This window comes from Enterovirga aerilata (assembly GCF_013044135.1).
In the GTDB taxonomy this organism is placed as follows: Bacteria; Pseudomonadota; Alphaproteobacteria; order Rhizobiales; family Beijerinckiaceae; genus Enterovirga; species Enterovirga aerilata.
The window spans coordinates 686,849-711,401 of the sequence record NZ_JABEPP010000003.1 but is presented as its reverse complement, the minus strand read 5'-3'; the positions used below and the strand labels follow the sequence as shown (position 1 = coordinate 711,401).

At 69.4% G+C, this 24,553-nt stretch carries 23 protein-coding genes; 15 read left to right on the top strand and 8 right to left on the bottom strand.

Annotated features, from left to right (window positions below; translation table 11 throughout):
• The first annotated feature begins 151 nt into the window (after positions 1 to 151).
• The 12 genes from HJG44_RS13540 (at position 152) to HJG44_RS13485 (ending at position 13,394) form a co-directional block, all read left to right on the top strand.
• Positions 152 to 619, top strand: coding sequence for a phasin (locus tag HJG44_RS13540; RefSeq protein ID WP_430395067.1), 468 nt, complete (start codon positions 152 to 154; stop codon positions 617 to 619).
• A 97-nt stretch (positions 620 to 716) separates the two neighbouring features.
• A complete protein-coding gene (locus HJG44_RS13535; RefSeq protein ID WP_171218863.1) occupies positions 717 to 1,022 on the top strand; it encodes a hypothetical protein in 306 nt (101 codons plus the stop codon).
• Positions 1,023 to 1,105: 83 nt separating this feature from the next.
• Positions 1,106 to 3,457, top strand: coding sequence for a bifunctional salicylyl-CoA 5-hydroxylase/oxidoreductase (locus HJG44_RS13530; protein ID WP_171218862.1), 2,352 nt, complete (start codon positions 1,106 to 1,108; stop codon positions 3,455 to 3,457).
• A gap of 121 nt (positions 3,458 to 3,578) precedes the next feature.
• Positions 3,579 to 4,802 carry a flavin-dependent oxidoreductase gene (locus HJG44_RS13525; protein WP_171218861.1) on the top strand — a complete coding sequence of 408 codons (1,224 nt, stop codon included), beginning with the start codon at positions 3,579 to 3,581 and terminating at the stop codon, positions 4,800 to 4,802.
• Between the two features lie 381 nt (positions 4,803 to 5,183).
• A complete protein-coding gene (locus HJG44_RS13520) occupies positions 5,184 to 5,402 on the top strand; it encodes a hypothetical protein (protein WP_171218860.1) in 219 nt (72 codons plus the stop codon).
• Between the two features lie 2 nt (positions 5,403 to 5,404).
• Positions 5,405 to 5,722: a hypothetical protein gene (locus HJG44_RS13515; protein WP_171218859.1), complete on the top strand. Its 318-nt coding sequence runs from the start codon at positions 5,405 to 5,407 to the stop codon at positions 5,720 to 5,722.
• A 390-nt stretch (positions 5,723 to 6,112) separates the two neighbouring features.
• A complete protein-coding gene (locus HJG44_RS13510; protein WP_171218997.1) occupies positions 6,113 to 7,339 on the top strand; it encodes an imelysin family protein in 1,227 nt (408 codons plus the stop codon).
• A gap of 3 nt (positions 7,340 to 7,342) precedes the next feature.
• Complete coding sequence (locus HJG44_RS13505; RefSeq protein WP_171218858.1) at positions 7,343 to 8,869, top strand: multicopper oxidase family protein; 1,527 nt, start codon at positions 7,343 to 7,345, stop codon at positions 8,867 to 8,869.
• Entirely contained in the window at positions 8,869 to 10,056 is a 1,188-nt protein-coding gene (locus HJG44_RS13500; protein ID WP_171218857.1) for a di-heme oxidoredictase family protein, read from the top strand. Before HJG44_RS13505 ends, HJG44_RS13500 begins: the two co-directional genes overlap by 1 nt.
• Complete coding sequence (locus HJG44_RS13495) at positions 10,053 to 11,156, top strand: imelysin family protein (protein ID WP_171218856.1); 1,104 nt, start codon at positions 10,053 to 10,055, stop codon at positions 11,154 to 11,156. The genes HJG44_RS13500 and HJG44_RS13495 overlap by 4 nt, the downstream gene beginning before the upstream one ends.
• 1 nt (position 11,157) lies before the next feature.
• Positions 11,158 to 12,282, top strand: coding sequence for a DUF1513 domain-containing protein (locus tag HJG44_RS13490; RefSeq protein ID WP_171218855.1), 1,125 nt, complete (start codon positions 11,158 to 11,160; stop codon positions 12,280 to 12,282).
• A gap of 275 nt (positions 12,283 to 12,557) precedes the next feature.
• Entirely contained in the window at positions 12,558 to 13,394 is an 837-nt protein-coding gene (locus HJG44_RS13485) for an alpha/beta fold hydrolase (RefSeq protein ID WP_171218854.1), read from the top strand.
• A gap of 76 nt (positions 13,395 to 13,470) precedes the next feature.
• Here HJG44_RS13485 and HJG44_RS13480 read toward each other — a convergent pair whose 3' ends face one another.
• The gene (locus HJG44_RS13480) at positions 13,471 to 14,625 is read right to left on the bottom strand and encodes a ceramide glucosyltransferase (protein WP_171218853.1); all 1,155 of its coding nucleotides are present in this window, start codon (positions 14,623 to 14,625) and stop codon (positions 13,471 to 13,473) included.
• Between the two features lie 127 nt (positions 14,626 to 14,752).
• Here HJG44_RS13480 and HJG44_RS13475 point away from each other — a divergent pair, with 127 nt between their 5' ends.
• On the top strand, positions 14,753 to 16,090 hold the full coding sequence (locus HJG44_RS13475) for a tetratricopeptide repeat protein (protein ID WP_171218852.1): 1,338 nt from the start codon (positions 14,753 to 14,755) through the stop codon (positions 16,088 to 16,090).
• 11 nt (positions 16,091 to 16,101) lie between these two features.
• On the opposite strand, the gene HJG44_RS13470 is transcribed toward HJG44_RS13475, so the two are convergent.
• The 4 genes from HJG44_RS13470 to HJG44_RS13455 all read right to left on the bottom strand — a co-directional run bounded on the left by HJG44_RS13470 (position 16,102) and on the right by HJG44_RS13455 (position 20,252).
• Entirely contained in the window at positions 16,102 to 16,647 is a 546-nt protein-coding gene (locus HJG44_RS13470; RefSeq protein WP_171218851.1) for a PAS domain-containing protein, read from the bottom strand.
• Positions 16,648 to 17,349: 702 nt separating this feature from the next.
• Positions 17,350 to 18,324, bottom strand: a complete 975-nt coding sequence (locus tag HJG44_RS13465) for a TRAP transporter substrate-binding protein (protein WP_171218850.1) — start codon at positions 18,322 to 18,324, stop codon at positions 17,350 to 17,352.
• A 42-nt stretch (positions 18,325 to 18,366) separates the two neighbouring features.
• Positions 18,367 to 19,674, bottom strand: a complete 1,308-nt coding sequence (locus HJG44_RS13460) for a TRAP transporter large permease (protein WP_171218849.1) — start codon at positions 19,672 to 19,674, stop codon at positions 18,367 to 18,369.
• Positions 19,675 to 19,676: 2 nt separating this feature from the next.
• Positions 19,677 to 20,252, bottom strand: coding sequence for a TRAP transporter small permease (locus HJG44_RS13455; protein ID WP_171218848.1), 576 nt, complete (start codon positions 20,250 to 20,252; stop codon positions 19,677 to 19,679).
• A gap of 349 nt (positions 20,253 to 20,601) precedes the next feature.
• Between HJG44_RS13455 and HJG44_RS13450 the strand changes: the two genes are divergently transcribed.
• The gene (locus HJG44_RS13450; protein ID WP_171218847.1) at positions 20,602 to 20,769 is read left to right on the top strand and encodes a hypothetical protein; all 168 of its coding nucleotides are present in this window, start codon (positions 20,602 to 20,604) and stop codon (positions 20,767 to 20,769) included.
• A gap of 4 nt (positions 20,770 to 20,773) precedes the next feature.
• Here HJG44_RS13450 and HJG44_RS13445 read toward each other — a convergent pair whose 3' ends face one another.
• Complete coding sequence (locus HJG44_RS13445) at positions 20,774 to 22,591, bottom strand: PAS domain-containing sensor histidine kinase (RefSeq protein ID WP_171218846.1); 1,818 nt, start codon at positions 22,589 to 22,591, stop codon at positions 20,774 to 20,776.
• 344 nt (positions 22,592 to 22,935) lie between these two features.
• Here HJG44_RS13445 and HJG44_RS13440 point away from each other — a divergent pair, with 344 nt between their 5' ends.
• The gene (locus HJG44_RS13440) at positions 22,936 to 23,595 is read left to right on the top strand and encodes a phosphatase PAP2 family protein (RefSeq protein ID WP_171218845.1); all 660 of its coding nucleotides are present in this window, start codon (positions 22,936 to 22,938) and stop codon (positions 23,593 to 23,595) included.
• An 8-nt stretch (positions 23,596 to 23,603) separates the two neighbouring features.
• Here the strand turns inward: HJG44_RS13440 and HJG44_RS13435 are convergent, their stop codons facing one another.
• Positions 23,604 to 24,044: a VOC family protein gene (locus tag HJG44_RS13435; protein WP_171218844.1), complete on the bottom strand. Its 441-nt coding sequence runs from the start codon at positions 24,042 to 24,044 to the stop codon at positions 23,604 to 23,606.
• Between the two features lie 11 nt (positions 24,045 to 24,055).
• Complete coding sequence (locus tag HJG44_RS13430; RefSeq protein ID WP_171218843.1) at positions 24,056 to 24,553, bottom strand: glutathione peroxidase; 498 nt, start codon at positions 24,551 to 24,553, stop codon at positions 24,056 to 24,058.

The following is a 24,553-nucleotide window of genomic DNA, read 5'->3' as shown; positions in this document are numbered from 1 at the left end:
CGAGAAAGCAAATCGGGGCACCGAAAGCGAGGCCTCCCCGGTTGCGGAGCCATTTACTTCGGGTCAACGTTAACCGCCGAGCAGCGCATTGTCTTTTTGCGCTGCACAAAGTACGGTGCAACGCACAAGCACGATGGAGGATCCCATGGCCATGAACCAGGGCATGAAATACGAAATCCCCACCGAAATGAGAGATTTCGCCGAGAAGAGCGTCGAGCAGGCCCGCAAGGCGTTCGACGGTTTCCTGAGCGCCGCCCAGAAGGCCGTGGAATCCATAGAGGGTTCGACCTCGTCGATGCAGTCGAGCGCGGCGGATGCGACGCGGCGCACGCTGAGCTTCGCCGAGCAGAACATCACGGCAGCCTTCGACCACGCGCAGAGGCTCGTCCGCGCGAAGGACCTGCAGGAAGCCTTCCAGCTCCAGTCGGATTTCGCGAAGGCGCAGTTCGCGGCCATCCAGGGCCAGATGAAGGAGCTCGGCGAGCTCGCCTCCTCGGCCGCCCGGACCGCCTCCAGCCAGGCGGCCTCGGCTGCCGGCCAGGCCGCGGCCGCGGCGCGCAGCGCCGCCGACCAGGCGACCTCCGCCATGAACCCGAACCGGGGCCCGAACGAGGGCTGAGTCCCACCGCTCGGCTTCCCCGAGATGTGACCGGGCCGGCGGTTTCTCCGGCCCGCCTTTCCCGCCCGCGTAAAGCTCCGGATGGTCGGAGGACGTGGTGTCGAGTCCAGAAAAGCCTTCCGCGAATCGTCGGAAGCCGCGGACCAAGACGGCGCAGGCCGCCGGCTCCGGTCCGTCCGACCGGCCGGCCGCTCCGACGCCCCGAAGCAAGAAAGGGCGGGCCGGCCGCGCCGTCGCGCGGCCGCCTGCGCAGGATCGCGCCTCGCTCACCGGCATCCCGGAATTGCAAGCCGAATTCGCGAGCCTCTATGTCCAGGCCGCCGCCATCGGCATCTCCGCCTGGGCACGGATCCTGGCCCCCGTGATCGAGCAATGGGCGCCTCCCAGGCGGCCGAGGCGCTGAGCCAAGCCCCGTTGAACCACTCCCCTTGCGGGAGATTGTTTTAGGCTTAAAATATCTTCCCGCATGGCGGATGGAGGCGGGGCATGAGGATCGCGGTCGTGGGCGGCGGCCCGGCGGGGCTCTATTTCGCCATCCTCATGAAGAAGGCGCGACCGGAGACCGAGATCACGGTCTTCGAGCGCAACCGGCCCGACGACACGTTCGGCTTCGGGGTCGTCTTCTCGGACGCCACGCTCGACACCTTCGAGCGCTATGACGGGCCGAGCTACGAGCGGATCACGCGCGAATTCGCCTACTGGGACGACATCGCCATCCATTTCAAAGGAACGGTGCATCGCATCGGCGGCAACGGCTTCTGCGGCTGCTCGCGGCGCACCCTCCTCCTGATCCTGCAGGACCGCGCGAAGGCGCTCGGCGTCGACATCCACTACTCGACCGAGATCCGGGACGAGAGCGAGCTCCGGGGCTACGACCTGATCGTCGCGGCGGACGGGATCAACAGCCTGTTCCGTCAGAAATACGTGGAGCACTTCCAGCCCGAGACTGACCTCAGGCCGAACAAGTTCACCTGGATGGGCTCCACCCGGCCGCTCGATGCCTTCACGTTCCTCTTCGAGGAAAGCGAGTGGGGGCCGTTCATCGCGCATGCCTACCAGTACGAGCCTGGACGCTCGACCTGGATCTTCGAGACCGATCCCGAGACCTGGCAACGCGCCGGGCTCGACCGGATGGACGAGCGGGAATCCGCCGCCTTCTTCGAACGGATGTTTGCCCCCTTCCTGCAGGGCCATCCGATCCTGACGAACCGCTCGATCTGGCGCTCCTTCCCGATGATCCGGAACAAGCGCTGGGTGAAGGACAATATCGTGCTGATGGGCGACGCCAAGGCGACGGCCCATTTCTCCATCGGGTCCGGCACCAAGCTCGCGATGGAGGATTCCATCGCGCTCTACGAGGCGATGGTGGCCAATCCGGACGTGGAGACGGCGCTCGCCGCCTACGAGACCGGCCGACGTGAGGAGGTGGAGAAGACCCAGCACGCCGCGGACGTGTCGCTGGTCTGGTTCGAGCATGTGGACCGCTTCTGGGACTTCGACCCCGTCCAGTTCGCCTTCGGGGTGATGACGCGCTCGAAGGCCATCACCTACGACAACCTGCGTCTCAGGGCGCCGGACTTCGTCGACAAGGTCGACCGGAATTTCGCCGAGGGCGTTCGCCGCGCGGGGTTCGACGTCGATGTCGCAAAGCCCGCCGTCCCGATGTTCCAGCCTTTCCGGCTCCGCGAGATGCGCATCGAGAACCGCGTCGTGCTCTCGCCCATGTGCATGTACTCGGCGCAGGAGGGCGTACCGGGCGACTGGCATCTCGTCCATTACGGCTCGCGCGCCATCGGGGGCTGCGGCCTCATGTTCACGGAGATGACCTGCGTCGGGCGCGACGCCCGCATCACGCCCGGCTGCACGGGGATGTGGAACGACGAGCAGGAGGCTGCCTGGAAGCGGATCGTCGACTTCGTCCACGCGAACTCGGCCGCCAAGATCTGCCTCCAGCTCGGCCATGCCGGCCGCAAGGGCGCGACCAAGCTCATGTGGGAGGGCATGGACCGGCCGCTCGAGGAGGGCGGCTGGGAGGTCTTCTCCGCCTCCCCCCTGCCCTACTATCCGGACAGCCAGGTGCCGCGCGAGATGACCCGCGCCGACATGGACCGAGTCAAGGCCGAGTTCGTCCAGGCGGTCGAGCGCGGGGAGCGCGCGGGCTTCGACATGGTCGAGATGCATGCGGCCCACGGCTATCTGCTCGCGAGCTTCCTCTCGCCGCTCACCAACCGGCGGACGGACGAGTATGGCGGCTCGCTCGAGAACCGCATCCGCTTCCCGCTCGAGGTGTTCGAGGCCATGCGCGAGCGCTGGCCGGCGCACAAGCCGATGTCCGTCCGCCTATCGGCGACAGACTGGACGGAAGGCGGGCTCACGCCCGAGGATTCGGTCGAGATCGCCCGAGCCTTCGCGCGCGCCGGGGTGGATCTCGTCGACGTGTCGACCGGCCAGACGGTGCGCGAGGCGCGGCCCGTCTATGGGCGCATGTTCCAGACCCCGTTCTCCGACCAGATCCGCAACGAGGCGAAGGTCGCCACCATGTGCGTCGGCAACATCACTACGGCGGACCAGGTGAACACGATCCTGGCCGCGGGCCGCGCCGATCTCGTCGCGCTCGGCCGCCCGCATCTGGTCGATCCGGGCTTCACCATGAAGGCGGCGGCCTGGTATGGCGCGGCCTCGATCCATTGCCCGCCGCAATACGCCCCCGGCAAGGACCAGATCTTCCGCAACAGCGTGCGCGACCGTGCCGATCTCGAGGATCTCAAGATCCGCGGCAAGCCGAAGACCCGCGCCGAACTCGCCATGGGCCGGGACACGCCCATGGCGGCCGAGTGACACCCGCGCCGCAGATGGTGGTAGATCAGCAACACTCGGTCCGGCTCGCCGACAGGTTGCGCGACGTCCCGGTGCGAGCCGGACCGGCGAGCCAGCGCAGACTCACCGGGGATCGTCCGAATTGAAAGCCATCATCGTCGGCGGCGGGATCGGCGGCCTGACCGCCGCGCTCATGCTGCATGCGCGCGGGATCCGCGCCGAGATCTACGAGCAGGCCGAGGAGATCCGTGAGCTCGGGGTCGGCATCAACACGCTCCCGCAAGCCATCGCCGAGCTGTCCGAACTCGGGCTCCTCGAGCGCCTCGACCAGGTCGCGATCCGCACCCACGAGCTCCTCTATCTCAGCCGCCACGGGCAGGAGGTCTGGCGCGAAACGCGCGGCATGCATGCCGGCCATCCGGTGCCGCAATTCTCCATCCACCGCGGCCGCCTCCAGGCGGTGATCAAGGAGGCGGTCCTCGAGCGTCTCGGCCCCGCCGCCATCCGGACCGGATGCCGGCTCGGCGGCTGGGAGGAGGACGAGGGCGGGATCACGGGCCACTTCTTCGACAGGGCGGGCCGGCAGGTCGCCTCGGCACATGGGGACATCCTCGTCGGGGCGGACGGCATCCACTCCTTCGTGCGCGGCCGGCTTTTCCCCGAGGAAGGCCCCCCGCGCTGGAACGGGCTGCTCCTCTGGCGCGGCGCCCGGGACTGGCCGGCCTTCCTGGACGGCCGCTCCATGATCGTCGCCGGGGGGCTCGAAGCCAAGCTCGTCGTCTACCCGATCGCCGAGGGGACGCGCCCCGAAACGCGCCTGACCAACTGGGCCGTGATCGGCCGGATCGGCGAGCCGAACACGCCGCCGCCTCGGCGCGAGGACTGGTCGCGGATCGGCCGGTTCGACGAGCTCGAGCCGCATGTCTCGGGGTTCCGGGTGGATCAGGTCGATTTCCTCGGCCTGATGCGAGAGAGCCCGGCCATCTTCGAATACCCGATGTGCGACCGCGACCCGCTGCCGTTCTGGACCCGCGGACGCGCGACGCTCCTCGGCGATGCGGCGCATCCGATGTACCCGGTCGGCTCCAACGGCGCCTCGCAGGCGATCCTCGATGGCCGCGCCCTGGCCGATGCGCTGGTCCGGGCCGAGCATCCGCGCCAGGCCCTCGTCGCGTATGAGCGCGAGCGGATCCCGAAGACGGCCGCGATCGTGCTGGGCAACCGGCAAGGCGGACCGGAAGGCGTCATCGACGCCGTCGAGCGGCTCGCGCCCGAGGGATTCGACGACATCGAGGCCGTGCTGCCCCATGCCGAGCGGCAGGCGATCGTCCAGGGCCGCGCCGGCGCGGCCGCGCTGAAGGGCTGAGCGGGCTTCAGCCCTGCTCGTTCGGCGCGCATCGCCGGCATCTGAGCGCATTCCACCCTGGCACCCCGTTCAGAGCGGTCGCCCGTGCCGGCGATGCGCGCCGATCAACCAGCAAGGATGTCGCGCACCGCACTCCCCCATGCGGCGGAGAAACCGATTCCCGAGCCTCGCTGCCCCGACCCCGAATCCAGCGATTTTCGCCTATCTCGGTGACTGTTTGAAACTGAACAAGGAAAAATGATCCATCGATCTCTTTCTTTTCAAGTGTTCTATTTAAGATATTGAACGATAGTCTTGATCGTATCGGCCGTATTCGCTACGAATAGCGGCCTTGATTTACTAATCGGCCGGACGATGACGCCGCGCATATCGGAGCGTGACGTGAGGGCTCTGCTCGGAGCGCTGGATGATCTGATCCTGCGCGAGATCATACGTACCGGAACCACGGGACCGGAGCTTCGGCGCGCGATCCGCCTCGCCCGCCGTCCGGACCTGCAGGACGATGCCACCGGGAAGGACCAGAATCCGCGCATGCAACGTCTCGTCGATCTCTGCCTCGTCGCTGTCCGAGACGGCGATCGCAAAGCCGAGGGTCACTGATTATGCCGGGCAGGCCCGACCTCGGCAGTGCGGAAAGCGAGGCGCTGGACGAGCTGCGTCAAGCTCTCGTTCGCTCGTTCTGTGCCGTGCTGGCCAGAAGCCGCATGCCGCCAATGACCGTGCTGCGCCTGGCGGGCATGGCGTTAGGCTCCGTCTATCGCGAGGTGGCCGCGGCCCACCGCGGGCCCGATGCTTGCCCCTGCGGCTGGGAACCCTGGGAAGAGGCCGATCTCGAGGTCCTGCGCGGATCCATCACGGATGACAGCGTGGCCTCCAACGCCATGAATCTCTTGGCCGTACGCGCGGCGGGCTCCGCCTGAGCAGGTACATGCCGGGAGGTGAGGCAAGAGCTTCCGGCGGTCCCAAGCTTCGTGGCGATATCGATGGAGCGAACAGGTCAGACCTGCTACCTTCATTTTCGAATTTTTCTAATTCTTCTTGGGTCGTTTGTTGCGGCAATTTCGTCGTCGGTTCTTTCGACGGTGCGCGACCGAGGCAGAAGACATGCTTCGACTTGACTGCCGGCAGAGAGGATGCAACCCAGCTGCGGCCCGTTCGGGATTTGAATCCCCGCTCTGCCGCTCTCGTGATCAGCGGGTGCATGCCGGAGCAGATGCTCCGCTTGGGGCCCGGCCGGGACGTCTTTGGAGTCACCCGTGAGCTTTCTGCGCCAATCGACTTTAGCAGCCGCGGTGGCGGTCGCGTTCAGCATGCCCGCCTCCGCCCAGGCACCCCAGCCCACGGCCGTGATCGAGACCTATGTCGCGATCGCTCGTGCCATGTACGAGGACGCGGCCGCCGGGACCCGGGAGCTGGCCAAGCGCGTCGACGCGCTTCTGGCCGACCCGTCGGACGCGACGCTCGGAGCCGCGCGAGAGGCCTGGCGCCAGGCGCGGGTTCCCTATCAGCAGACCGAAGGACTGCGTTTCGGCAACAAGTCCGTGGATGAGCTCGAAGGCAAGGTGAACGCCTGGCCGCTGGACGAGGGGCTCATCGACTATGTCGACACCTCGATCTACGGGGAAAGCTCGGACGACAACCCGCTGTTCCGGGCGAACGTCATCGCCAACAAGCGCATCCGAGTCGGCCGCAACCAGATCGATGCGGGCAAGATCGACAAGAAGCTGCTCGAGCGCCTGCACGAGGCCGGCGGCGTCGAGGCCAATGTCGCGACGGGCTATCACGCCATCGAGTTCCTCCTCTGGGGACAGGACCTGAACGGCACCGGACCGGGAGCGGGGAACCGCCCTGCGACCGACTACTCGCTCAAGGCCTGCACGGGCGGGAATTGCGACCGCCGGCGCGACTACCTGAAGGCCGCCACGGCGCTCCTCGTGGAGGACGTGGACGCCATGGCCAAGCTCTGGGCCCCGGGCGGCAAGGCCGTGACGGACCTCGCCAGATCGGGCGAGAGCGGGGCGCTGGCCGTGATCCTGACCGGGATCGGTTCGCTCTCCTACGGCGAACTGGCGGGCGAGCGCATGAAGCTCGGCCTCATCCTGCACGATCCCGAGGAAGAGCACGATTGCTTCTCCGACAACACCCACAACTCGCACTGGTACAACCAGGTCGGCATGGTCGACATCGTCAGGGGCCGCTACGTCCGGCCCGACGGGAAGGTCGTCGAGGGGCCCTCGATCATGCAGCTGGCCGAGGCGAACGCGCCCGAGGAGGCGCGCCGGCTCGAAGCCGCCATGAACGCGGCCTCCGAGAAGCTCGGGGCCATCAAGGCGCGGGCCGATTCCGGCACGGAGGCCTACGACCAGATGATCGCGGAAGGAAACGCGGAGGGGAACCGCATCGTCCAGGAGGCGATCGACGCCCTGATCGCGCAGACGCGAGCCGTCGAGGCCGTGGTCGCGAAGCTCGGGCTCAAGATCTCGGTCGGCGGGTCCGACAGCCTCGACGATCCTGGGAAGGTGGGAAAGAAGGGCTGAAGCTTGTCCCGTCACGAGGGGCTCACGCGTCGCCTCCTCCTCGGCGGAGCGCTGGCGGGAGCCACCGCAGCGACCCTGCCGTTCGCGCCGGCAGTCCGCGCGGCGGATGACGGCCTGAGCGGGCTGCCGGCCCGTCCACCCACGTCGGGCCCCGAACGCACGCACCGCCTCACGCTGGTCGCGGCCGAGCGGGACGCTCACATTCTCGGACCGGGCCGGCCGGCCAGCCGGGTCTGGTCCTTCGCGCGCCAGGGCGAGCCGATCTTTCCCATCCTGCGGGCCCAGGTGGGCGACCGCATCTCGGCGCGGCTGGAGAACCGCCTGCCGCAGCACACCTCCATCCACTGGCACGGCGTCCGCGTGCCGAACGGGATGGATGGCGTCCCCTACGTCACCCAGCCGCCGGTCCAGCCGGGGGAGACCTTCGAGTACGGCATCCCGCTGGAGGATACCGGGACCTATTTCCTGCACCCGCATTGCGACGAATCCGGCCAGACGGGACGCGGGCTCATGGCGATCCTCGTCGTCGAGGGCGATGCGCCGCCGGGCTATGCGGATTCCGACCTCGTCCTGGCCGTCAAGGATTGGCGCCTGGCGGATGACGGCACCTACCTGCCCTTCGACACGAAGGACGGAGCCGGGCGTGCGGGCACCTTCGGCACCGTCCGGGGCACCAATGGGCAGGCCGGCCCGATGCGGGCCGCCGTGCCGACGGGCGGGATCGTGCGGCTGCGCGTGCTCAACCTCGATCCGACCCGCATCCTTCAGCTCGGCGTCGAGGGCGCCGCCGCGGCCCTGATCGCGACGGACGGCCACGCACTGCAGCCGGTATCCCTCGACGGCCTGACGGACGGGGTCTGGCGTCTCGGCCCCGCCATGCGGGCCGACCTTCTGGTCCAGGCTCCGGCGCGCGCCGGCGAGACCCTGCGCATCATGGATTACGGCTCGGCCGAGCCATGGCTCGCAGCCGAGCTCACTGCGGCCGGCCCCCGGATCCGGCAAGACGCCTTCGAGCCGCGGCCCCTCTACGCGGCGCAGATTCCGCGCGTCACCGATCTCGGCGCGGCGGAGCGGCTGTCCTTCACCTTCGGAGCGAGCTCCGGCGCTGATGCCGCTGCCGAGATCGCGGCGGGCCTGCCGGCCGGAGATCCGCTCGCGAAGGTGCTTCTGGATACGCTCTGTGTCCGCGATACGAGCCTCTGGGCCATCAACAAGACGCCCTGGCCGGCCGGTCCGAATGCAGTCCTGCCGCCCCCGCTCGGCACCCTCGCGGCGGGCCGGCCCTACATCGCCGAGTGGATCAACACCACGCCGCACCCCCATCCGATCCATCTGCACGGACACACGTTCGAGGTCCTGTCCTATTCCCGTCAGGCGGGGATGCCGCGGCACCTCGCCGACACCGTCATCATCAACCCGCGCGAGCGGGTGGAGGTCGCCTTTCTGGCGGCACCGGGGGACTGGATGCTCCACTGCCACATCGTGGAACATCTCGAATACGGGATGATGGGCTATCTGAGGGTGGCGTGATGCGGCGCGCTCTCGCCGCGGCCCTCCTGGCGGTCCCGATCATCGGGAGTGCCGCCTTCGCGGCCGGCGATTTCGAGGCGGCGATCGGCCGCGCGCTCTTCCGGCGGGCCTGGGTGCCGGCCCCCTCCTCGACCCGGGGAAATGACGGGCTCGGCCCGCTTCACAATGCGCGCTCCTGCCAGGCCTGCCACGGCGGTCTGGGCCGAACACCGCCACGCCTGGATGCAGACGGAACGGTCGTGGGCGAGCAGCTCGTGCTTCGCTTCTCCGACGCGGACGGACGGCCCGACCCCGTCTACGGCGCCCAGATGCAGACGCGCGGGCTGCCTGGAGTACCTGGAGAGGGGTTCGCCGTCCTGGCCGGCGGCAGCTACGGGCCCCAGGGCCTGACCTATGGTCCGCTCGCTCCCTCGACCCGTGCGGGCGCGCGCCTTGCGCCCCCCCTCCTCGGGCTCGGCGGGCTGGAGCAGATACCCGAGGCTGCGATCCTTGCGATCGCGCAGGAGCAGGCGCGAGGAGGCGACGGCGTCCGCGGACGCCCGAACTGGACAATCGGCAAAGACGGCGCCCGCCGGCTCGGCCGGTTCGGCCTGAAAGCCTCGGCAGCGACGCTGGCCGAGCAGGTCGAGACGGCCTTCGCGCTCGATCTCGGGATGTCGACGCCCGGGCGCGATGCGGCTGCAGGTGATTGCACGCCGGCGCAGGAGGCCTGCCTCTCGGCGCCGCACGGCGGACAACCCGACGGACCGGAGATCACGGCGGATCTGGTCCGCCTGCTCGCGGGTTTCCTCGCCACGCGCCCAGCACCCGCAGCCCCGCCGGCCGATCCGGACGGGGCGGCGGTGTTCCGGGATGCCGGCTGCGCGTCCTGCCACCGCCCGGCCCTTCCATCGCCGGGCGGCCCGGTCGCGGCCTATACCGACCTTCTGCTGCACGATCTCGGACCTGGGCTCGACGGCGGCGCGACCGAGCCTGGAGTCGCGCCGACCGAATGGCGCACGGCGCCGCTCTGGGGCGTATCCCGCACCCTGGCGGCCGGGGCCGGCCTGCTCCATGACGGGCGTGCCCGCACGGTCGCCGAAGCCATCGACCTTCACGGGGGCGAGGGAGCCGCTGCCCGCGCCCGTTTCCGCGCCCTGCCCCCCGCCGACCGGGAGCGCCTTCTCGCCTTCGTGAGCACCCTATGACGACGACCCACGATCACCCGACGCGCCGCACAGCCATCATCGGCGCGCTGCTCCTGCCGCTCCTGCCGAGGCGGGCGGCGGCACAGGCGGTCTCCGGGGAACGGTCCCAGCGCGAGATCGCATTGCGGATCGCGCGCGAGCTGATCATCCCGCGATACCGGGCGCTCGCGGCCGAGACCGGAAGCCAGGCCGAGGCCTGGCGCAGCTTCCGGGCCCGTCCGGAGGCGGGCGCCCTCGCCTCGCTGAAGCGCGCCTATGGCGCCGCTGCGGATGCCTGGTCCGGAATCGAGGCGGTGCGGTCGGGTCCGATCGCGGAGGACAGCCGCTACGAGCGCATCGCGCATTGGCCCGAGCGCCGAAATGCCGTCAGCCGTGCGCTGACCTCGCTGCTCGCCGGCGACGAGCCGTTCGCGCCGGAGCGTCTGCGCCGCGCGAGCGTTGCCGGCCAGGGCCTCACGGCCCTCGAACGCCTGCTCTACGGCGAGGCGGAGGGCGGGACGGACGCCGCCGCCCGCGCCATAGCGGCTCCGGATAAGGCGGGCGCCCGCCGGCGCGACCTCGGCCTCGCCATCGCGGAGGGCGTGGACCGCATCGCGAGCGAGGTGCTCGCGGCCTGGACCGGTCCCGAACTCGCGCGTTGGGAGGCGCCGGGCCCGGACGAGGCGCGCGAAGCGCTGACCCGGCTCGCGACCGACCACCTTGCCATGCTGGAAGTGATCCAGGACGCGAAGATCAACGCGGTCATCGGCAGGGACTCGGACGAGGCTCGCCCTCTGCTCGCGGAAGGCTGGCGGTCGGGCCGCTCGCTCCGGGCGATCAGCATCGGCCTGGAGGAGCAGGAGGCGTTCGCCCGCGCCGCACTGGCACATGATCCGGATCAGCTCCAGAGCGTCGTCGCCGGCCTCGCCACGGCGCGGTCGCTCGCCGGGGAGCTTGCAGCGAAGCCCGCCTCCATCGGGGCCGTCGCGGCAGACGCGAGCGGCCGGATGCGCCTGGTTCTGCTTCGCGACGCAGTCGCCTCGGCCAGAGAGGTGGCCGGGCCGGCTCTGTCGGAGAGCCTGGACATCACCATCGGCTTCAACAGCCAGGACGGAGACTGAGATGATCGAGCGCCGCACCTTCCTGGCGCAGCTCGGCGCCACGCTCGCAGCCGGCATGGCCGCGGGATCGGCCCGCGGCGGCATCCTGCCGCCGGTCTTCATCTCGGCCGCGATGCGAAGCTCCGACCGGGACGGGGCCGCCGTCAATGCCTTCGACCTCGACGGACGCCTGCTCTTCTCGACGCGCCTCCCCGAGCGCGGCCACGACGCCACCGCCCGGCCCCACGCCGCGGAGATCGTCGTCTTCGCCCGGCGGCCGGGAAACTGGGCCGCCGTGATCGACCGGGCAACGGGAACGGTCCGGCAGGTGATCACCTCGCCGCCGGGCCGCCACTTCTTCGGGCATGGGGCCTTCTCGCCCGATGGGCGGCTGCTCTACGCCACGGAGAACCTGATCGCGACCGGGGAAGGCGTCCTCGGCATCTACGACGCGGCGGCCGGCTATCTGCGGGTCGGCGAGATGCCGACCCACGGCCTCGGGCCGCACGATCTCGGCCTTCTGCCCGACGGCGCCATGCTCGTCGCCAATGGTGGAACCCGGACCCAGCCCGAGACCGGACGCGAGATCCTGAACCCGGACAGCATGCGCCCGAGCCTCGCCGTGGTGGATCTCGAGGGCGGCGAGCCGCGCCACGTCGTCGAGCTCGGCCGGAACCTGCGCGGGCTCAGCATCCGCCACCTCGCCATCGCGTCCGACGGCCAGGCGGCCTTCGCCTGCCAATGGGAGGGCTCGCCGGACGAGGGTCCGCCGCTCGTCGGCCTCTTCGATCCCGAGGCAGGCGCGCGCTTCCTCGACATGCCCGAGGACGACCTGGCCGCGCTCGACAATTATGTCGGTTCCGTCGCGCTCAGCGCGGGCGAGAGCTTGATCGCGGCGACCTCGCCCAAAGGCGGTACGGTCGCGTTCTGGGATCGGGCGAGCCGGCGCTATCTCGGCCGCAAGCGGCTGCCGGACGTGTGCGGGGTGGCGCCCGCCCTCGGCCAGCCGAGCGGTTCCGAGCTGTTCGTCGTGACCTCCGGCCATGGCGGAGCGTATCTCGCCGGAGCAGGCCCGCGCGGCCCCGACCGTTTCGGCGACGCCGCGCTCGGGCGAGAGGCGTGGGACAACCATGTCCTAGCCCTTTAGGATTAATCTCGCTCCCCGAGGACCGAACCACTCCGACTGGCTGGCGGCCCGCACACGGCGCCCGGCCCCTTGTCAGGCGCCCGAATGCAGGCTCTGATCGACCCAGGCCTCTCGCTCCTGCCGGATGAGGAACGGACCACGCCACGACGAAGCATCGTGCGAAATCCCCTGCGAAGCGATCGGGCGAAATCGCTTCATCGAGCAAACAGGGCCGTCGCGACTGGTCCATGTCGTCGGCGCCAGCCCCCAGACGTCAGCAGCGAGAGGAGCAGGGCATGGGCACGGTGACGACACGGGACGGGACGGAGATCTTCTACAAGGACTGGGGTCCGAAGGACTCCCAGCCCATCGTCTTCCATCACGGATGGCCGCTCTCGTCGGACGATTGGGACGGGCAGATGCTCTTCTTTCTCGCGAAAGGCTATCGGGTCGTCGCCCACGACAGGCGCGGCCACGGCCGCTCCGCCCAGGTCTGGGACGGTCATACGATGGACGGCTACGCGGCCGACGCCGCCGCGGTCGCGCAGCATCTCGATCTAAGAGGGGCGATCCATATCGGCCATTCCACCGGCGGCGGCGAGGTCGCCCGCTACGTTGCCAGGCACGGAGAACCTCAGGGGCGGGTCGCCAAGGCCATCCTCGTCAGCGCCGTGCCGCCGCTCATGGTCAAGACAGAGGCCAATCCAGGCGGCCTGCCGGTCGAGGTCTTCGACGGCTTCCGCAAGGCACTCGCGGAGAACCGGGCGCAGTTCTTCCTGGATGTGGCGAGCGGGCCCTTTTACGGCTTCAACCGGCCGGGCGCCAAGATCGACCAGGGTGTGATCTGGAACTGGTGGCGCCAGGGCATGATGGGCAGCACGAAAGCCCATTACGACGGCATCAAGGCCTTCTCCGAAACGGACCAGACCGAGGACCTGAAGGCGATCGGCGTCCCGACCCTCGTCCTGCACGGCGAGGACGATCAGATCGTTCCGATCGGCGCCAGCGCCAAGCTCTCGATCAAGCTGCTGAGGAACGGCACGCTCAAGACCTATCCCGAGTACGGCCATGGCATGCTGACCGTGAACGCCGACCTCCTCAACGCCGATCTCCTCGCCTTCGTGGAGGCGTGACCTGGCCTCAGGCCCGGCCGGCACGTTCGTCCGGGACGACGGTGCGCTCGGTCGAGGTCTCCGCCCGCCGCCGCGCTCACACGGCCGTGCCCGTCGCGCGGAGCGCCTCGGCCGCCTTGGTCCGGACGGACATGGCATTGCCGCGCCACTCGATCCGCACGGCCACCCAGGCATAGGCCCACATCGGCAGGATCATCAGGTCGCGGACCACGAAGGTCACAAGCGAGCGGCGCGAGAGCGGCCAGCCCTTGAGGCGGGCGAGCACGAATTCCGGCCCGTACCAGAACAGCGCGACGGCCAGCACCGTCCCGATCACGCTCCAGCCCGCGCTCGCGGCCCAGAGCGCGCCCGCCGCCATCGGCAGCACGGCGCCGGACGAGATCTCCGGCGCGAAGAAGAGCGGAAACGTGACCCGGCGCAGCCGGGCCCAGCGGAGCTGGCGATACCATACCTCGGCAGCGGTGCGCGGCCCCAGCGGCTGCTGGAAGGGAGCGTCCACGAGGTGCACGTGCAGCCCGGCCTTGCGCACGAGCTTCGTCGCCGCCGCATCCTCCGCGATCTCGGCCGCGAGCGCCCGGATCCCGCCCCGCGCCTCCAGGATGTCCTTGCGCCAGAGCATGCTCTTGCCCTGCGCGAAGCCGAAGCCGAGCGCCTCGCCGGCATATTGCCAGCGCGCCTGGAGGGTGTTGAGGAAGGCGCACTCGACCTCGGCCCAGAACCCGTCCGGATGGGAGCCGGCCGGCGTGGAGCAGACGAGACCGGTATCGGGGCGCCAGGAGGCCCGGAGCCGCTGGACGTAATCGCGCGGCATGAGAACGTTCGAATCGGCCAGGATCACCCAGTCGTGACGGGCTGCCTCCCAGCCGCGCACGCAGTTGTTCAGCTTCGGGTTCTCGCTGATGCGCTCGTCGCCGATGATGAGCTGCGACGGAATGGCCGGATAGGCCGCCATCAGCTTCTGGACGAGCGGCACGATCGGATCGGAGGCCCGGGCGACGCAGAAGATCAGCTCGTAATCCGGATAGTCGAGCTCGAAACCGGAGCGTAGCGTCTTCTCGCTGAACGTTTCGATCCCGCAGACGGGCCGGACGATGGAGACGGGCGGGGGATCCGCCCCGACCGGCAGCGGCGCACGCGGGCCGCGGATGCGGATCGCGGCCACCGCCAGGCTGACGAGGTTCACGACCGTCGCGGCAAGGCAAAACGCGCCGGCCCAGAATGCACCCGTCATCCGTCCCTCTCCGAAACCAATCAGGGACTTAGAGGCCGAGCGGGGGCGCTACAAGGTTCGTGGCGTGCTGCCCACGATTATGTCTATCATCGGGCCGTCCGGGCCTGGGCAGCCCCGGGAGGCCGCCATGCCGCACACCGTCACCCCAGCGGAGCCCGGATCCGGCGACCAGGTGGTCACGCTGCAGGAGGCGCTGGAGATCGCGGTCTCCGCGCACAGGTCGGGCGACCTCCAGGCCGCTGAGGAGGTCTACGGGCGCATCGTCGCAGCGGCGCCGGACTGGGCGCCGGCGCTGCACTTCTACGGCCTGCTCCACCACCATCGGGGCAAGTCCGAGGAAGCGGTTCGGATGATACGCCGTGCGATCTCGCTCGGAGGCGATCCCGGCATGCACAACAATCTCGGCAACATCTTCTCCGAGCTCGGCCGCCCGGCGGAGGCGGCGGAGGCCTACGAGGCGGCGATCCGCCTCTATCCCGAGCATAGCGACGCGCTCAGCAATCGCGGCGTCGCGCTGCGGGCGCTGGGCCGTCTGGAGGAGGCGGAGGCGTCCTACCGGCGCGCGATCGAGGTCGATCCCCGGCATCGCGAGGCCTACGACAATCTCGGCGGGCTCCTCTCCGGGCTCGGCCGCGTCCAGGAGGCGATCGCCTGCCATGCGCACGCCATGGAGCTGCAGCCGCGCAACGCCGATACGCGCCGCCTCCTCGCCTCCGCCTATACGGCCACGGGCGAGTACGACAAGGCGCTCGAGATCCTGCGGGCCTGGCTCGACCAGGAGCCGAACAGCCCGACCGCCCGCCATCTCTACGCCGCGATCTCTGGACGGGACGTCCCCGAGCGGGCCGGCGACGCCTTCGTCGAGACGACATTCGACCGCTTCGCGGCGACCTTCGATGCGAAGCTCGCCAAGCTGGACTATCGCGCGCCGGAACTCGTCGGTGCCGCCGTGGCCGGGGCGGCCGGCAAGCCGGGGGGCGATCTCGCGGTGCTGGATGCAGGCTGCGGCACGGGCCTCTGCGGCCCCCTCCTTCGCCCATACGCGTCACGCCTCGTCGGTGTCGACCTCTCCTCCAAGATGCTGCAGGGCGCCGCCTCGAGGGGCGGCTACGACGAGCTGGTCCACGGCGAGCTCACGGGCTTCCTCCAGAGCCGCCCCGCCTGTTTCGACGTGATCGTGTCGGCCGACACGCTCTGCTATTTCGGCCCGCTCGAGGCGGTGCTCGCCGCCGCCGCGGCCGCGCTGCGACCGGGCGGGCTCATCGCCTTCACGGTGGAGGAGGAGGAAGGGCCGGAGGAGGTTCGGCTCAACCCGCATGGCCGCTACAGCCACCGTGCCGGCTACGTCGAGCGCGTGCTGGCCGGGGCCGGCCTCGCCGGGATCACGATCGCACGCGACATCCTCCGGAAGGAGCGCGGCCTGCCGGTCGGCGGGCTCGTCGTCACGGCCCGGATGCCCGCCTGACCGACGAAAGGCTAATTCAGCGCGGAGCTGTTCCGCTCGCGGTGGCAGCGAGCCAGCCTCTGCCCCGCTTCGAGCAGGCTCATGTCGATGATGCTGCGCAACATCTCCTCGCCGGCTTCCGCCGCCAGGGCGCGCGCCATCAGGAGATGGTCGGCAATCAGGTCCAGCACCGAATGGGGCTGCGTCAGCGGGCTTGGCGGCAGCGGGCGGTAATGGCCGACCCGGCCATGGGCTTTCGACGCCGCGAGCTTCGGGGCCTCGGAGATCGAGCCGAGGAACCCCAGAAACCGGCCGTCCTGCGGCGAGAAGGACGGCATCGCTCCGCCGACCATCCAGACGAAGTCGCCGTTCCTGCGGCGGAGCCGGAACGTGATGGTGAAATCGGCCGCCGCCCTGTTCGCCTCCTCCACGACGGCCAGAACGATCTCGCGGTCCGCCGGATGGGTGACCTCCAGCCAGCCGAGGCCCTCCGCCTCGGCCCGGCTTTGCCCCGTGAGGACGAGCCATTCCGGGCTGACATAGGTCGTTCTGCCCTGGCTGTCGGATGCCCAGATCATTGGCGAGCCCCGGGGTGGAACGGCGCATCGGCAGATTAACGCCCGGGGCGCACTTTCGTCCCCTCGGAAGCTCTGCTGCCGACCTAGACCATTGTCGATACGGCTCGATGGAATAAGTGGAACGCCTGATTCTCGGCAATAAAGGGCACGCTTTCGCGCCCCGCAGCTGCTGCGGATTTCCGGAAGAGCCGCCCGCCCAGGCCGGATCGATTTGCCCTGTACGGAACGAGACTGAACAAAGATCTGCGCCGCCGATGCCCGCCCGGGCGCCAGAGCCACCAGGGGAACGCTTCGGTCTCCGCCCGGCTCGAATAGACAGAGCGGAGGCCTCTCCGGCAGATCAGCCGGGGCACCCTGCTCCGGGCCCCAAGGGCGGCATGGCGATCCGGCGCGTCCTGGACCAGCGGCGGAGCACCCGCTGATCCAGGACGCTAGCGGCAGCAGCGTCGAGGCCGGATGGCGAAGGCCCGGACCGATCCAGGCGCCGTTGCCGTAGCTGGCAGAGGCCGCCCGCCGGCCTTCCGTGGCCGCGACCGTGACGCGAGAGCCATCGCGGACGGGATTCCGACAATCCCAGCCGGATTGCAACGACGTGTGGCCACCAACGACATGGGGCGGCGCGGAGCCGCCTGCCGCGAGGATCCGATGAACCTCAGCTCGGGCCTCGGCTCACGCAGCCGAAACCCCGGAAAGGGCAGGAGCTCACATCTTCCTGTAGGCGTCGATAACCGCCTGCCCGGAGGCTCCCGCCTTCTTGATCCAGTCGGCCGTGAGCTGCTCGCCGATCTTCCGCATGTCGCTGGCGAGCCTCTCGGACGGGGGCTGCACCTTCATGCCGCGCGCCTTGAGCTGGTCGAGATACCAGCCCGACTTCTCCTCCCAGGCCTTCCAGCCCCGCTGCTCGGCGATGGCGGCCGCCTTGAGAATCGCCTCCTGGGTCGGCTTGTCCAGCCCGTCGAAGGCCGCTTGGTTCACGAAGGTGAGGTTCTTCGGAATCCAGGCCTGCAGATCGTAGAAGTGGGTCAGCGACTCCCACACTTTCGAATCGTAGCCGGTGCCGCCAGAGGTTATGAATGCATTGATGACGCCCGTCGCGAGCGCCTGGGGCAGCTCGGCCGCCTGGACGGTGACCGACTGAGCGCCGATGAGCTCGCCGATCTTCGCCGTCCCGACATTGTAGGAGCGCCACTTCAGCCCCTTCATGTCCTCGACCGAGTTGATGTCCTTCTTCGCGTAGAGGCCCTGCGGCGCCCACGGCACGGCGAAGAGCAGCTTGATCCCTTGGCTGGCGAGCTTCGCTTCGACGGCCGGCTTCTGGGCCTCCCAGAGCTTCTTCGCCTGCGGATAGGAGGTCGCCAGGAAAGGAACGACGTCCAGACCGAAGATCGGGTCCTCGTTCTCATGGATCGAGATCAGCACCTCGCCCATCTGAGCCTGCCCCGTCTGGACCGCCCGCTTGATCTCCGGGGCCTTGAACAGCGAGGCATTGGCGTGGACGGTGATCTGGAGCTTGCCCCCGGTCGCGTCCGCCACGTCCTTCGCGAAGGCGGTCAGGTTCTCCGTATGGGGGTTGTCGGCCGGATAGGCGGCGGGAAGGTTCCACTTCGTCTGGGCCGAAGCGGGCAGAGCCGCCAGCAGTCCCACTGACAGGCCGAAGGCCAGAGCACTCAATCTCATCTACGTCCCCCTTGTTTGGCCCAGAGCGGCAGGTTCGGGCGCTCAGGTCGGAAAGGCAAGCCGCGGCAGAATCATCACGATGTCCGGAAAGACCGTGATGATCGCCACCGCGACGACGAGCAGGAAGAAGAAGGGCAGCGCGGCGAGCGCGACGAAGTTCGAGTCCTTGCCCGACATCGTCTGCAGCACGAAGAGGTTGAAGCCCACAGGCGGCGAGACTTCGGCCATCTCGACCACGAGCACGAGGAAGATCCCGAACCACACGGGATCGAAACCGGCCGTCTTGATCATCGGGATGACGACGGTCGTGGTCAGAACGATCATCGACAGCCCGTCGAGCGCGGTCCCGAGAAGGATGTACATGACCGTGAGCGCCGCGACGAGCGCGTAGGGCGAGAGCTGGAGGCTGTCGACCCAGGTCGCGAGCGCCTGCGGGATGCCCGTATAGGCCATCGAGGTCGACATGAAGGAGGCGCCGGCCAGGATCAGCATGATCATGCAGGTCACCCGGACCGTGCCCATGACCGAGAGCCAGAACGCCTCCCAGGACAGGCTTCCCGACCACCAGGCTATCACGAAGGAGGCGACGACGCCCCAGGCGGCGCATTCCGTTGCGGTCGCCCAGCCGAGAAGGAGCGCCGCGAAGATGAGGAGGATCAGCAGCGAAACCGGGATGAGATTGGCGGATTCGCGAAGCTTGTGGCGGAAGGTCGAGGGCGGCTCGGGGGGCGGCGCTTTCGCGGGGTTCGCGAGAGACCACACCGCGATGTAGCCGGAATAGAGCGCCATCACGAGGAGGCCGGGCAGAAAGCCGGCCAGGAAGACCTGGATGATCGAGACGTTCGCGGCGACCGCATAGACGACCATCGTGATCGAGGGCGGAATGAGGATGCCGAGCGTCCCTGCCCCGGCGAGCGAGCCGAGCGAGAGCTTCTCGTCGTAGCCGCGCCGCTTCAGCTCGGGCAGCGCGATCTTGGCGACGGTCGCGCAGGTCGCGGCCGAGGAGCCGGAGACCGATCCGAAGATTCCGCAGGCCAGCACGTTCACGTGCATCAGCCGCCCGGGGATCCGGTTCAGCCAGGGTGCGAGCCCGCGGAACATCTCCTCCGAGAGCTTCGTCCGGAACAGGATCTCGCCCATCCAGATGAAGAGCGGGAGCGCGGCGAGCGTCCAGGACGCCGAGTTGCCCCAAATCGTGGTCGCCAGCACGGCGCCTGCCGGAATGCCCCCGCCCACGAACTGCATGCCGACCCAGCCGCAGGCGAGCAGCGCGATGGCGATCCAGACGCCGCCGGCCAGGAGGCCGAGAAGGAGAAGGAGCAGGAGCCCCGCGATCTCGATCATGGCCATGGCTAGACGGCGCTCTCCATAGCGCGCTCGATGACCTCGTCGGCCGTCTTCGGGGGCGGCTTCTCGTATCGCGGCGTGCCGCCCGCCGCGACGTGGACGAGCTCGTCGACGAAGGCGACGAGCAGGATGGCGAGGCCGCCCGCATAGCCGAGCTGCGGGATCCAGAGCGGCACCGCGACCACGCCCGTCGAGGTGTCGGCGAACTGCCAGGACTGCCAGGTCATCACGGCCGCGTACCAGGCGAAGTAGCCGACGAACCCCGTGCCGGTGAGAAGCGCGAACATCTCGACGAGCCAGCGCGCCCGCCCGGACAGCCGGTCGACCAGGAGCCCTACGCGGATCATGTCGCCATGCTTGAAGGTGTGCGCGAGGCCGAGGAAGGCCGTCGCGGCCATGCACCAGGACGCGAAATCGTCGCCGGCCGGGATGTTCACGCCGATCTCCCGGCCGAGCGAGAGGCCCATCATCAGGAGGAGAATGGCGATGAGGAAGAGCCCCGCCAGCCAGCCGGCGAGGAGGTAGAGGCCGTCCAGGGCGCGGCGGAGCCGGCCGGGTACGGGAACAGTGGTCGATGCCATCGAGGATGTCACGTGAAAGATCGCGAAGACCCGATCCAGCGGCCGGCCCGGACGGCGCGCCGGACAAGAGGAGTTGCGGTACGATGAAGCGGCGCGAAGAAGCGGTCGGTTGACATCGGGCGCCCTGTCCGGCCGGCGAAGCCGGTCCCCTCGGGCCCGTTGCGGCCCTGCCTCACTCTAAGCAGAAGCCGTGCCGGACGCGAAGCTACCCGCCTTGTCGGCTTGCATTCCGCGTAGGACGCCGGACGCGAAGCCTCGACCGCGCCGATGCCCGCTCGGTTAACCGGGCGGTAGGGACGTTTCGGCAATCACGGCCCTCCTTGGAAGCCCGTTCGCCGGAGAGCGCTCCTTGCAGAAGAAGGCCCAACTCGCAGCGGCCGAGATCAGGAAGATCGTCAAGGCGCAGCTCGACGATTGCCACCGCGCCATCAAGGCCGGCACGCGCTCGATCGCGCTCTACGAGCTGGAGGATGCGAGCCGCAAGCTGAAGCAGATCGCGGACATCCTGGAGAAATAGCCGCTCAGGCAGGCAGCGGCGCGTCGATCGTGCAGACCAGACCGCTCGGCCGGAACTCCATCGACACCTCCCCCTCGAGCTCCTGGGCGAGGCTGCGCTCGATGAGGCGGGATCCGAAGCCGCGCCGGGCGGGCGGCCTGACCTCGGGGCCGCCCCGCTCGACCCAGCTCAGGCGAAGCCGCGCGGGTTGGGCGTTGCTGACGCTCCATTCCACGCCGATCTCGCCTTCCGGACCGCTCAGCGCGCCGTATTTCACGGCATTCGTCGCCAGTTCCTGGAGCGCCATGGCGACCGCGAGGGCGGTCCGGGGCTGGAGCCGGACTTCCGGGCCGCGGTAGCGCAGCCGTCCCGCCCCGTGCTCGCCATAGGGCTCGAGCGCCTGCGCGACGATCTCCTGCAGGTTGGCGCCGTCCCAGTTCTCGCGGGTCAGCACGTCATGCGCCTTCGACAGCGCGATGAGCCGGCTCTCGAGGGCCTCGCGGGCGGCCTCCGCCGTCGCGGCGTTCCGCAGCGTCTGGGTCGCGACGGACTGCACGGTCGCGAGCGTGTTCTTCACGCGGTGATTCAGCTCGTGGATGAGGAGCGTCTGGTGCTCCTCGGCACGCTTGACGTCCGTGATGTCGACCGCGCAGCCCGTATAGCCCAGGAAGGCCTGGCTGTCCGAGCGCCGCGGCACGCCCTCGCAGCGCAGCCACCGGACCTTTCCGTCGCGGTCGAAAACGCGGACCTCCGCCCTAAACGGCCCGCGGCTGGCGAAGGCTTCGCGCATCACCGCCCGGAAGCTCTCCAGGCGCGAGGGTTCGACGACATCCATCCAGCCCTGGCCGTGCATGTCGCTGTTGGGCCGGCCGAAGACATGGTCGAAATGGAGATTGGCGAAGATGACCCTGCCGCGCTCGTCCGTCATCCAGATCAGGGCCGGCGCGCTGTCGGCCATGTGGCGGAACCGCGCCTCGCTCTCGCGCAAGGCCGTCTCGGCCCGCGCCCGCACGACGGCGTCCCAGGTCCGGTGGGCGACGTCCTCCGCCACCTGCACGTCGAACTGCGCCCACCGGCGCGGGGCAGGCTCGTGTAGATAGAGCAGCGCGGCAAGTTCCCCGTCCCGAAGCAGCGGGACAACTAAGAGCGAGCGGCATCCGGTGCCCGCCCAGCTCTGCGCGGAGATCTCACCCGCACATCGCGGATCGCTGGTGCAGTCCTCGACGACGACCGTGCGTCCCGCGCGCAGCTCGCCGGTCAGCGTGGGACCGAACGCCTCGCGGAGGCGGGCTTCTCCCGCCAGGCTGGGAACCTCGGGAGAGCCGACCCAGTCCCGCGCGACGGAAACGATCTCGCCTCCGGCCACGATCTCCGCGTAGCCGACCCGCGCGGCCCGAAGCTCGCGGCCGAGCGCTTCGGCCGCGGCCTCCGTGATCGCGACCGGATCGGTGATCACCCGCAGGGCATCGTCGAGCGCTAGGCGGAAGGTGGCCCGCCTCTCGGCCAGAACCTCGTTCGTCGTCTCGGTGCAGGCGCAGAACATGCCCGCGACGCGGCCCGAATCGTCCCGGACCGGCGAATAGGAGAAGGTGTAGAAGGTCTGCTCCGGATAGCCGTTCCGGTGCATGACCAGGGGCAGGTCCTCGGACCAGGTCGCCCTGCCCTGCAGCGCCGTATCGATGAGGGGCCAGAGATCGTCCCAGATCTCGGGCCAGACCTCCCGGAAGGGGCGCCCCATCGCGCCCGGGTGCTTGGCGCCGAGGATCGGCGCGTAGGCCTCGTTGTAGAGGAAGGCGAGATCGGGCCCCCAGGCCACAAACATGGGGAAGCGGGAGCTCGCCATCAGGTCCGCGACGGTCCGCAGCGAGGCCGGCCAGTCCTCCGGCGGGCCGAGGCGGCACGCCGACCAGTCCCGCCCGGCGAGCAATCTGCGCAGGCCGGCCGAGACGGACCGCTCCGATCCTTCTTCTATCGGCTCATCCTGCAGCAGCAAGGTCCGCCCACATAGCATAGCCCCGCCGAAGCCTCTCAGAACTGCCCCCCGATGGGAACAGGTTCCAACCACGCGCACAACTCAAGGTCAGCAAATCACCAATCGCTGCACCGAAACCGCAATGCCCTGCTCGCCCGGAACCCGCAGCCGGCTGCGCCTTTCCCCCAAAGCGAGGCAGAGGATGGGAGAACAGCATGCAGGGAGAGGCGGCCAGCTCGCCAGGCCGCCGTCGCGGCCGCGACGGCGGGGGTTCGAAGGTGGTGGGCGGCGCGGCGGACGCGACCGCGGTCGAGGAAGCCGACATCGCGCTGTCGGCCGAGATCACGGCCGCGCGGCACCATCCGGCCGTGAGAGCGCTCGGCACGTTCGGGGAGCTTGGGGACCAGCCGCCGCTCTTCGGCCTGTGCGCCGGGATCGTCGCAGCCGGCGCGTTGCGCCGGGATTCCCGCATCGCGGCCGCCGGCGCGATGATGCTCCTCTCCTTCGGAGCGGCAACCGCGATCAAGGCCGTCCTGAAGCGGAGCGTCTCGCGAACGCGCCCGCATGTCCTGCTGGACGAGGGCCGCTACGAGGTGCGTCCGCTCGGGCCCGATGCCGGTCCCTGGCACTCCTTCCCGTCCGGTCACACGGCCGGGAGCGTCGCGGCCGCCCGCGCGCTCGCCCGGGTGGTGCCGGAGGCCGCCCTCCCGGCCTATGCGGCGGCGGCCGTGGTCGCGGCGGCGCAGCTGCCGACCGCCCGGCACTTCGCGAGCGATGTCGTCGCGGGAGCCGCGATCGGCGTCGCGGCCGAGGCGCTTGCGCGCCGCGGCGTGAGACTTGCCCTGGCCGTCGCGGCTCGCCGAGCCGGAGGGTAGCGCGCCGGCTACCAGGTGCCGGTATTCGGCATCGACTTCCAGGGCTCGGCCGGCTCCTTCGACCCGCCCTTGTGCAGGAGCTCGATCGAGATGCCGTCCGGCGACTTGACGAACGCCATCCGGCCATCCCGCGGTGGGCGGTTGATGGTCACCCCGGCATCCATCAGTCGCTGGCAGGTCTCGTAGATGTCGTCGACATTGTAGGCGAGGTGCCCAAAGTTGCGGCCCCCCGTGTACTCCTCCGGGTCCCAGTTGTAGGTCAGCTCGACGAGCGGGGCCTGATCCCGCCGGGCGCGCTCCAGATCGCCGGGGGCGGCCAGGAAGACGAGCGTGTAGCGCCCCGCCTCGTTCTCCGTGCGGCGGACTTCGACCAGGCCCAGCTTGTTGCAGTACCAGTCGAGCGACTGCTCCAGGTCCCTCACGCGCACCATCGTGTGCAGGTATTCCATGTCGTGTCCTTTCAGAGAGCGGCCTCGGGGCCGAGAAGCTTGCGGATGGCGGGCTCAAGCGCGCGGGGCCGGATGCGGGGCGCGAAACGCGCCACCACCTGCCCGTCCCGGTCGGCCAGGAACTTCGTGAAGTTCCACTTGATGCTCCTGGTGCCGAAGATCCCGCGCCTGGCCGATGTCAGAAACGCGTAGAGCGGGTGCGCGTTCGGCCCATTGACGTCAACTCTGGCGAAGACCGGGAAAGTCACGTCGTAGGCGACGCGGCAGAAGGTGGAGATCTCCTCCGCGCTCCCGGGCTCCTGCGCCCCGAACTGGTTGCAGGGGAAGGCCAGGACCGAGAGCCCCAGCGGCCCGAGCGCCTTGTGAAGCTCGACGAGCTCCGCATATTGCGGCGTGTAGGCGCAGAAGCTCGCCGTGTTCACGACGAGGAGCACGCGGTCGCGGTAGCGGTCGAGCGGCACGACCTCCCCCCGCGCGCCCGTCACCTCGAAATCGTAGATGCTCGGCAA

Excerpts from the sequence above, each read along its gene's own strand:
- HJG44_RS13540 (WP_430395067.1), top strand. The coding sequence starts at position 152 with ATGAACCAGGGCATGAAATACGAAATCCCCACCGAAATGAGAGATTTC.
- HJG44_RS13530 (WP_171218862.1), top strand. The coding sequence starts at position 1,106 with ATGAGGATCGCGGTCGTGGGCGGCGGCCCGGCGGGGCTCTATTTCGCC.
- HJG44_RS13515 (WP_171218859.1), top strand. The coding sequence starts at position 5,405 with ATGCCGGGCAGGCCCGACCTCGGCAGTGCGGAAAGCGAGGCGCTGGAC.
- HJG44_RS13510 (WP_171218997.1), top strand. The coding sequence starts at position 6,113 with ATGCCCGCCTCCGCCCAGGCACCCCAGCCCACGGCCGTGATCGAGACC.
- HJG44_RS13500 (WP_171218857.1), top strand. The coding sequence starts at position 8,869 with ATGCGGCGCGCTCTCGCCGCGGCCCTCCTGGCGGTCCCGATCATCGGG.
- HJG44_RS13495 (WP_171218856.1), top strand. The coding sequence starts at position 10,053 with ATGACGACGACCCACGATCACCCGACGCGCCGCACAGCCATCATCGGC.
- HJG44_RS13490 (WP_171218855.1), top strand. The coding sequence starts at position 11,158 with ATGATCGAGCGCCGCACCTTCCTGGCGCAGCTCGGCGCCACGCTCGCA.
- HJG44_RS13485 (WP_171218854.1), top strand. The coding sequence starts at position 12,558 with ATGGGCACGGTGACGACACGGGACGGGACGGAGATCTTCTACAAGGAC.
- HJG44_RS13480 (WP_171218853.1), bottom strand. The coding sequence starts at position 14,625 with ATGACGGGTGCATTCTGGGCCGGCGCGTTTTGCCTTGCCGCGACGGTC.
- HJG44_RS13475 (WP_171218852.1), top strand. The coding sequence starts at position 14,753 with ATGCCGCACACCGTCACCCCAGCGGAGCCCGGATCCGGCGACCAGGTG.
- HJG44_RS13470 (WP_171218851.1), bottom strand. The coding sequence starts at position 16,647 with ATGATCTGGGCATCCGACAGCCAGGGCAGAACGACCTATGTCAGCCCG.
- HJG44_RS13465 (WP_171218850.1), bottom strand. The coding sequence starts at position 18,324 with ATGAGATTGAGTGCTCTGGCCTTCGGCCTGTCAGTGGGACTGCTGGCG.
- HJG44_RS13460 (WP_171218849.1), bottom strand. The coding sequence starts at position 19,674 with ATGGCCATGATCGAGATCGCGGGGCTCCTGCTCCTTCTCCTTCTCGGC.
- HJG44_RS13455 (WP_171218848.1), bottom strand. The coding sequence starts at position 20,252 with ATGGCATCGACCACTGTTCCCGTACCCGGCCGGCTCCGCCGCGCCCTG.
- HJG44_RS13445 (WP_171218846.1), bottom strand. The coding sequence starts at position 22,591 with ATGGCGAGCTCCCGCTTCCCCATGTTTGTGGCCTGGGGGCCCGATCTC.
- HJG44_RS13440 (WP_171218845.1), top strand. The coding sequence starts at position 22,936 with ATGCAGGGAGAGGCGGCCAGCTCGCCAGGCCGCCGTCGCGGCCGCGAC.
- HJG44_RS13435 (WP_171218844.1), bottom strand. The coding sequence starts at position 24,044 with ATGGAATACCTGCACACGATGGTGCGCGTGAGGGACCTGGAGCAGTCG.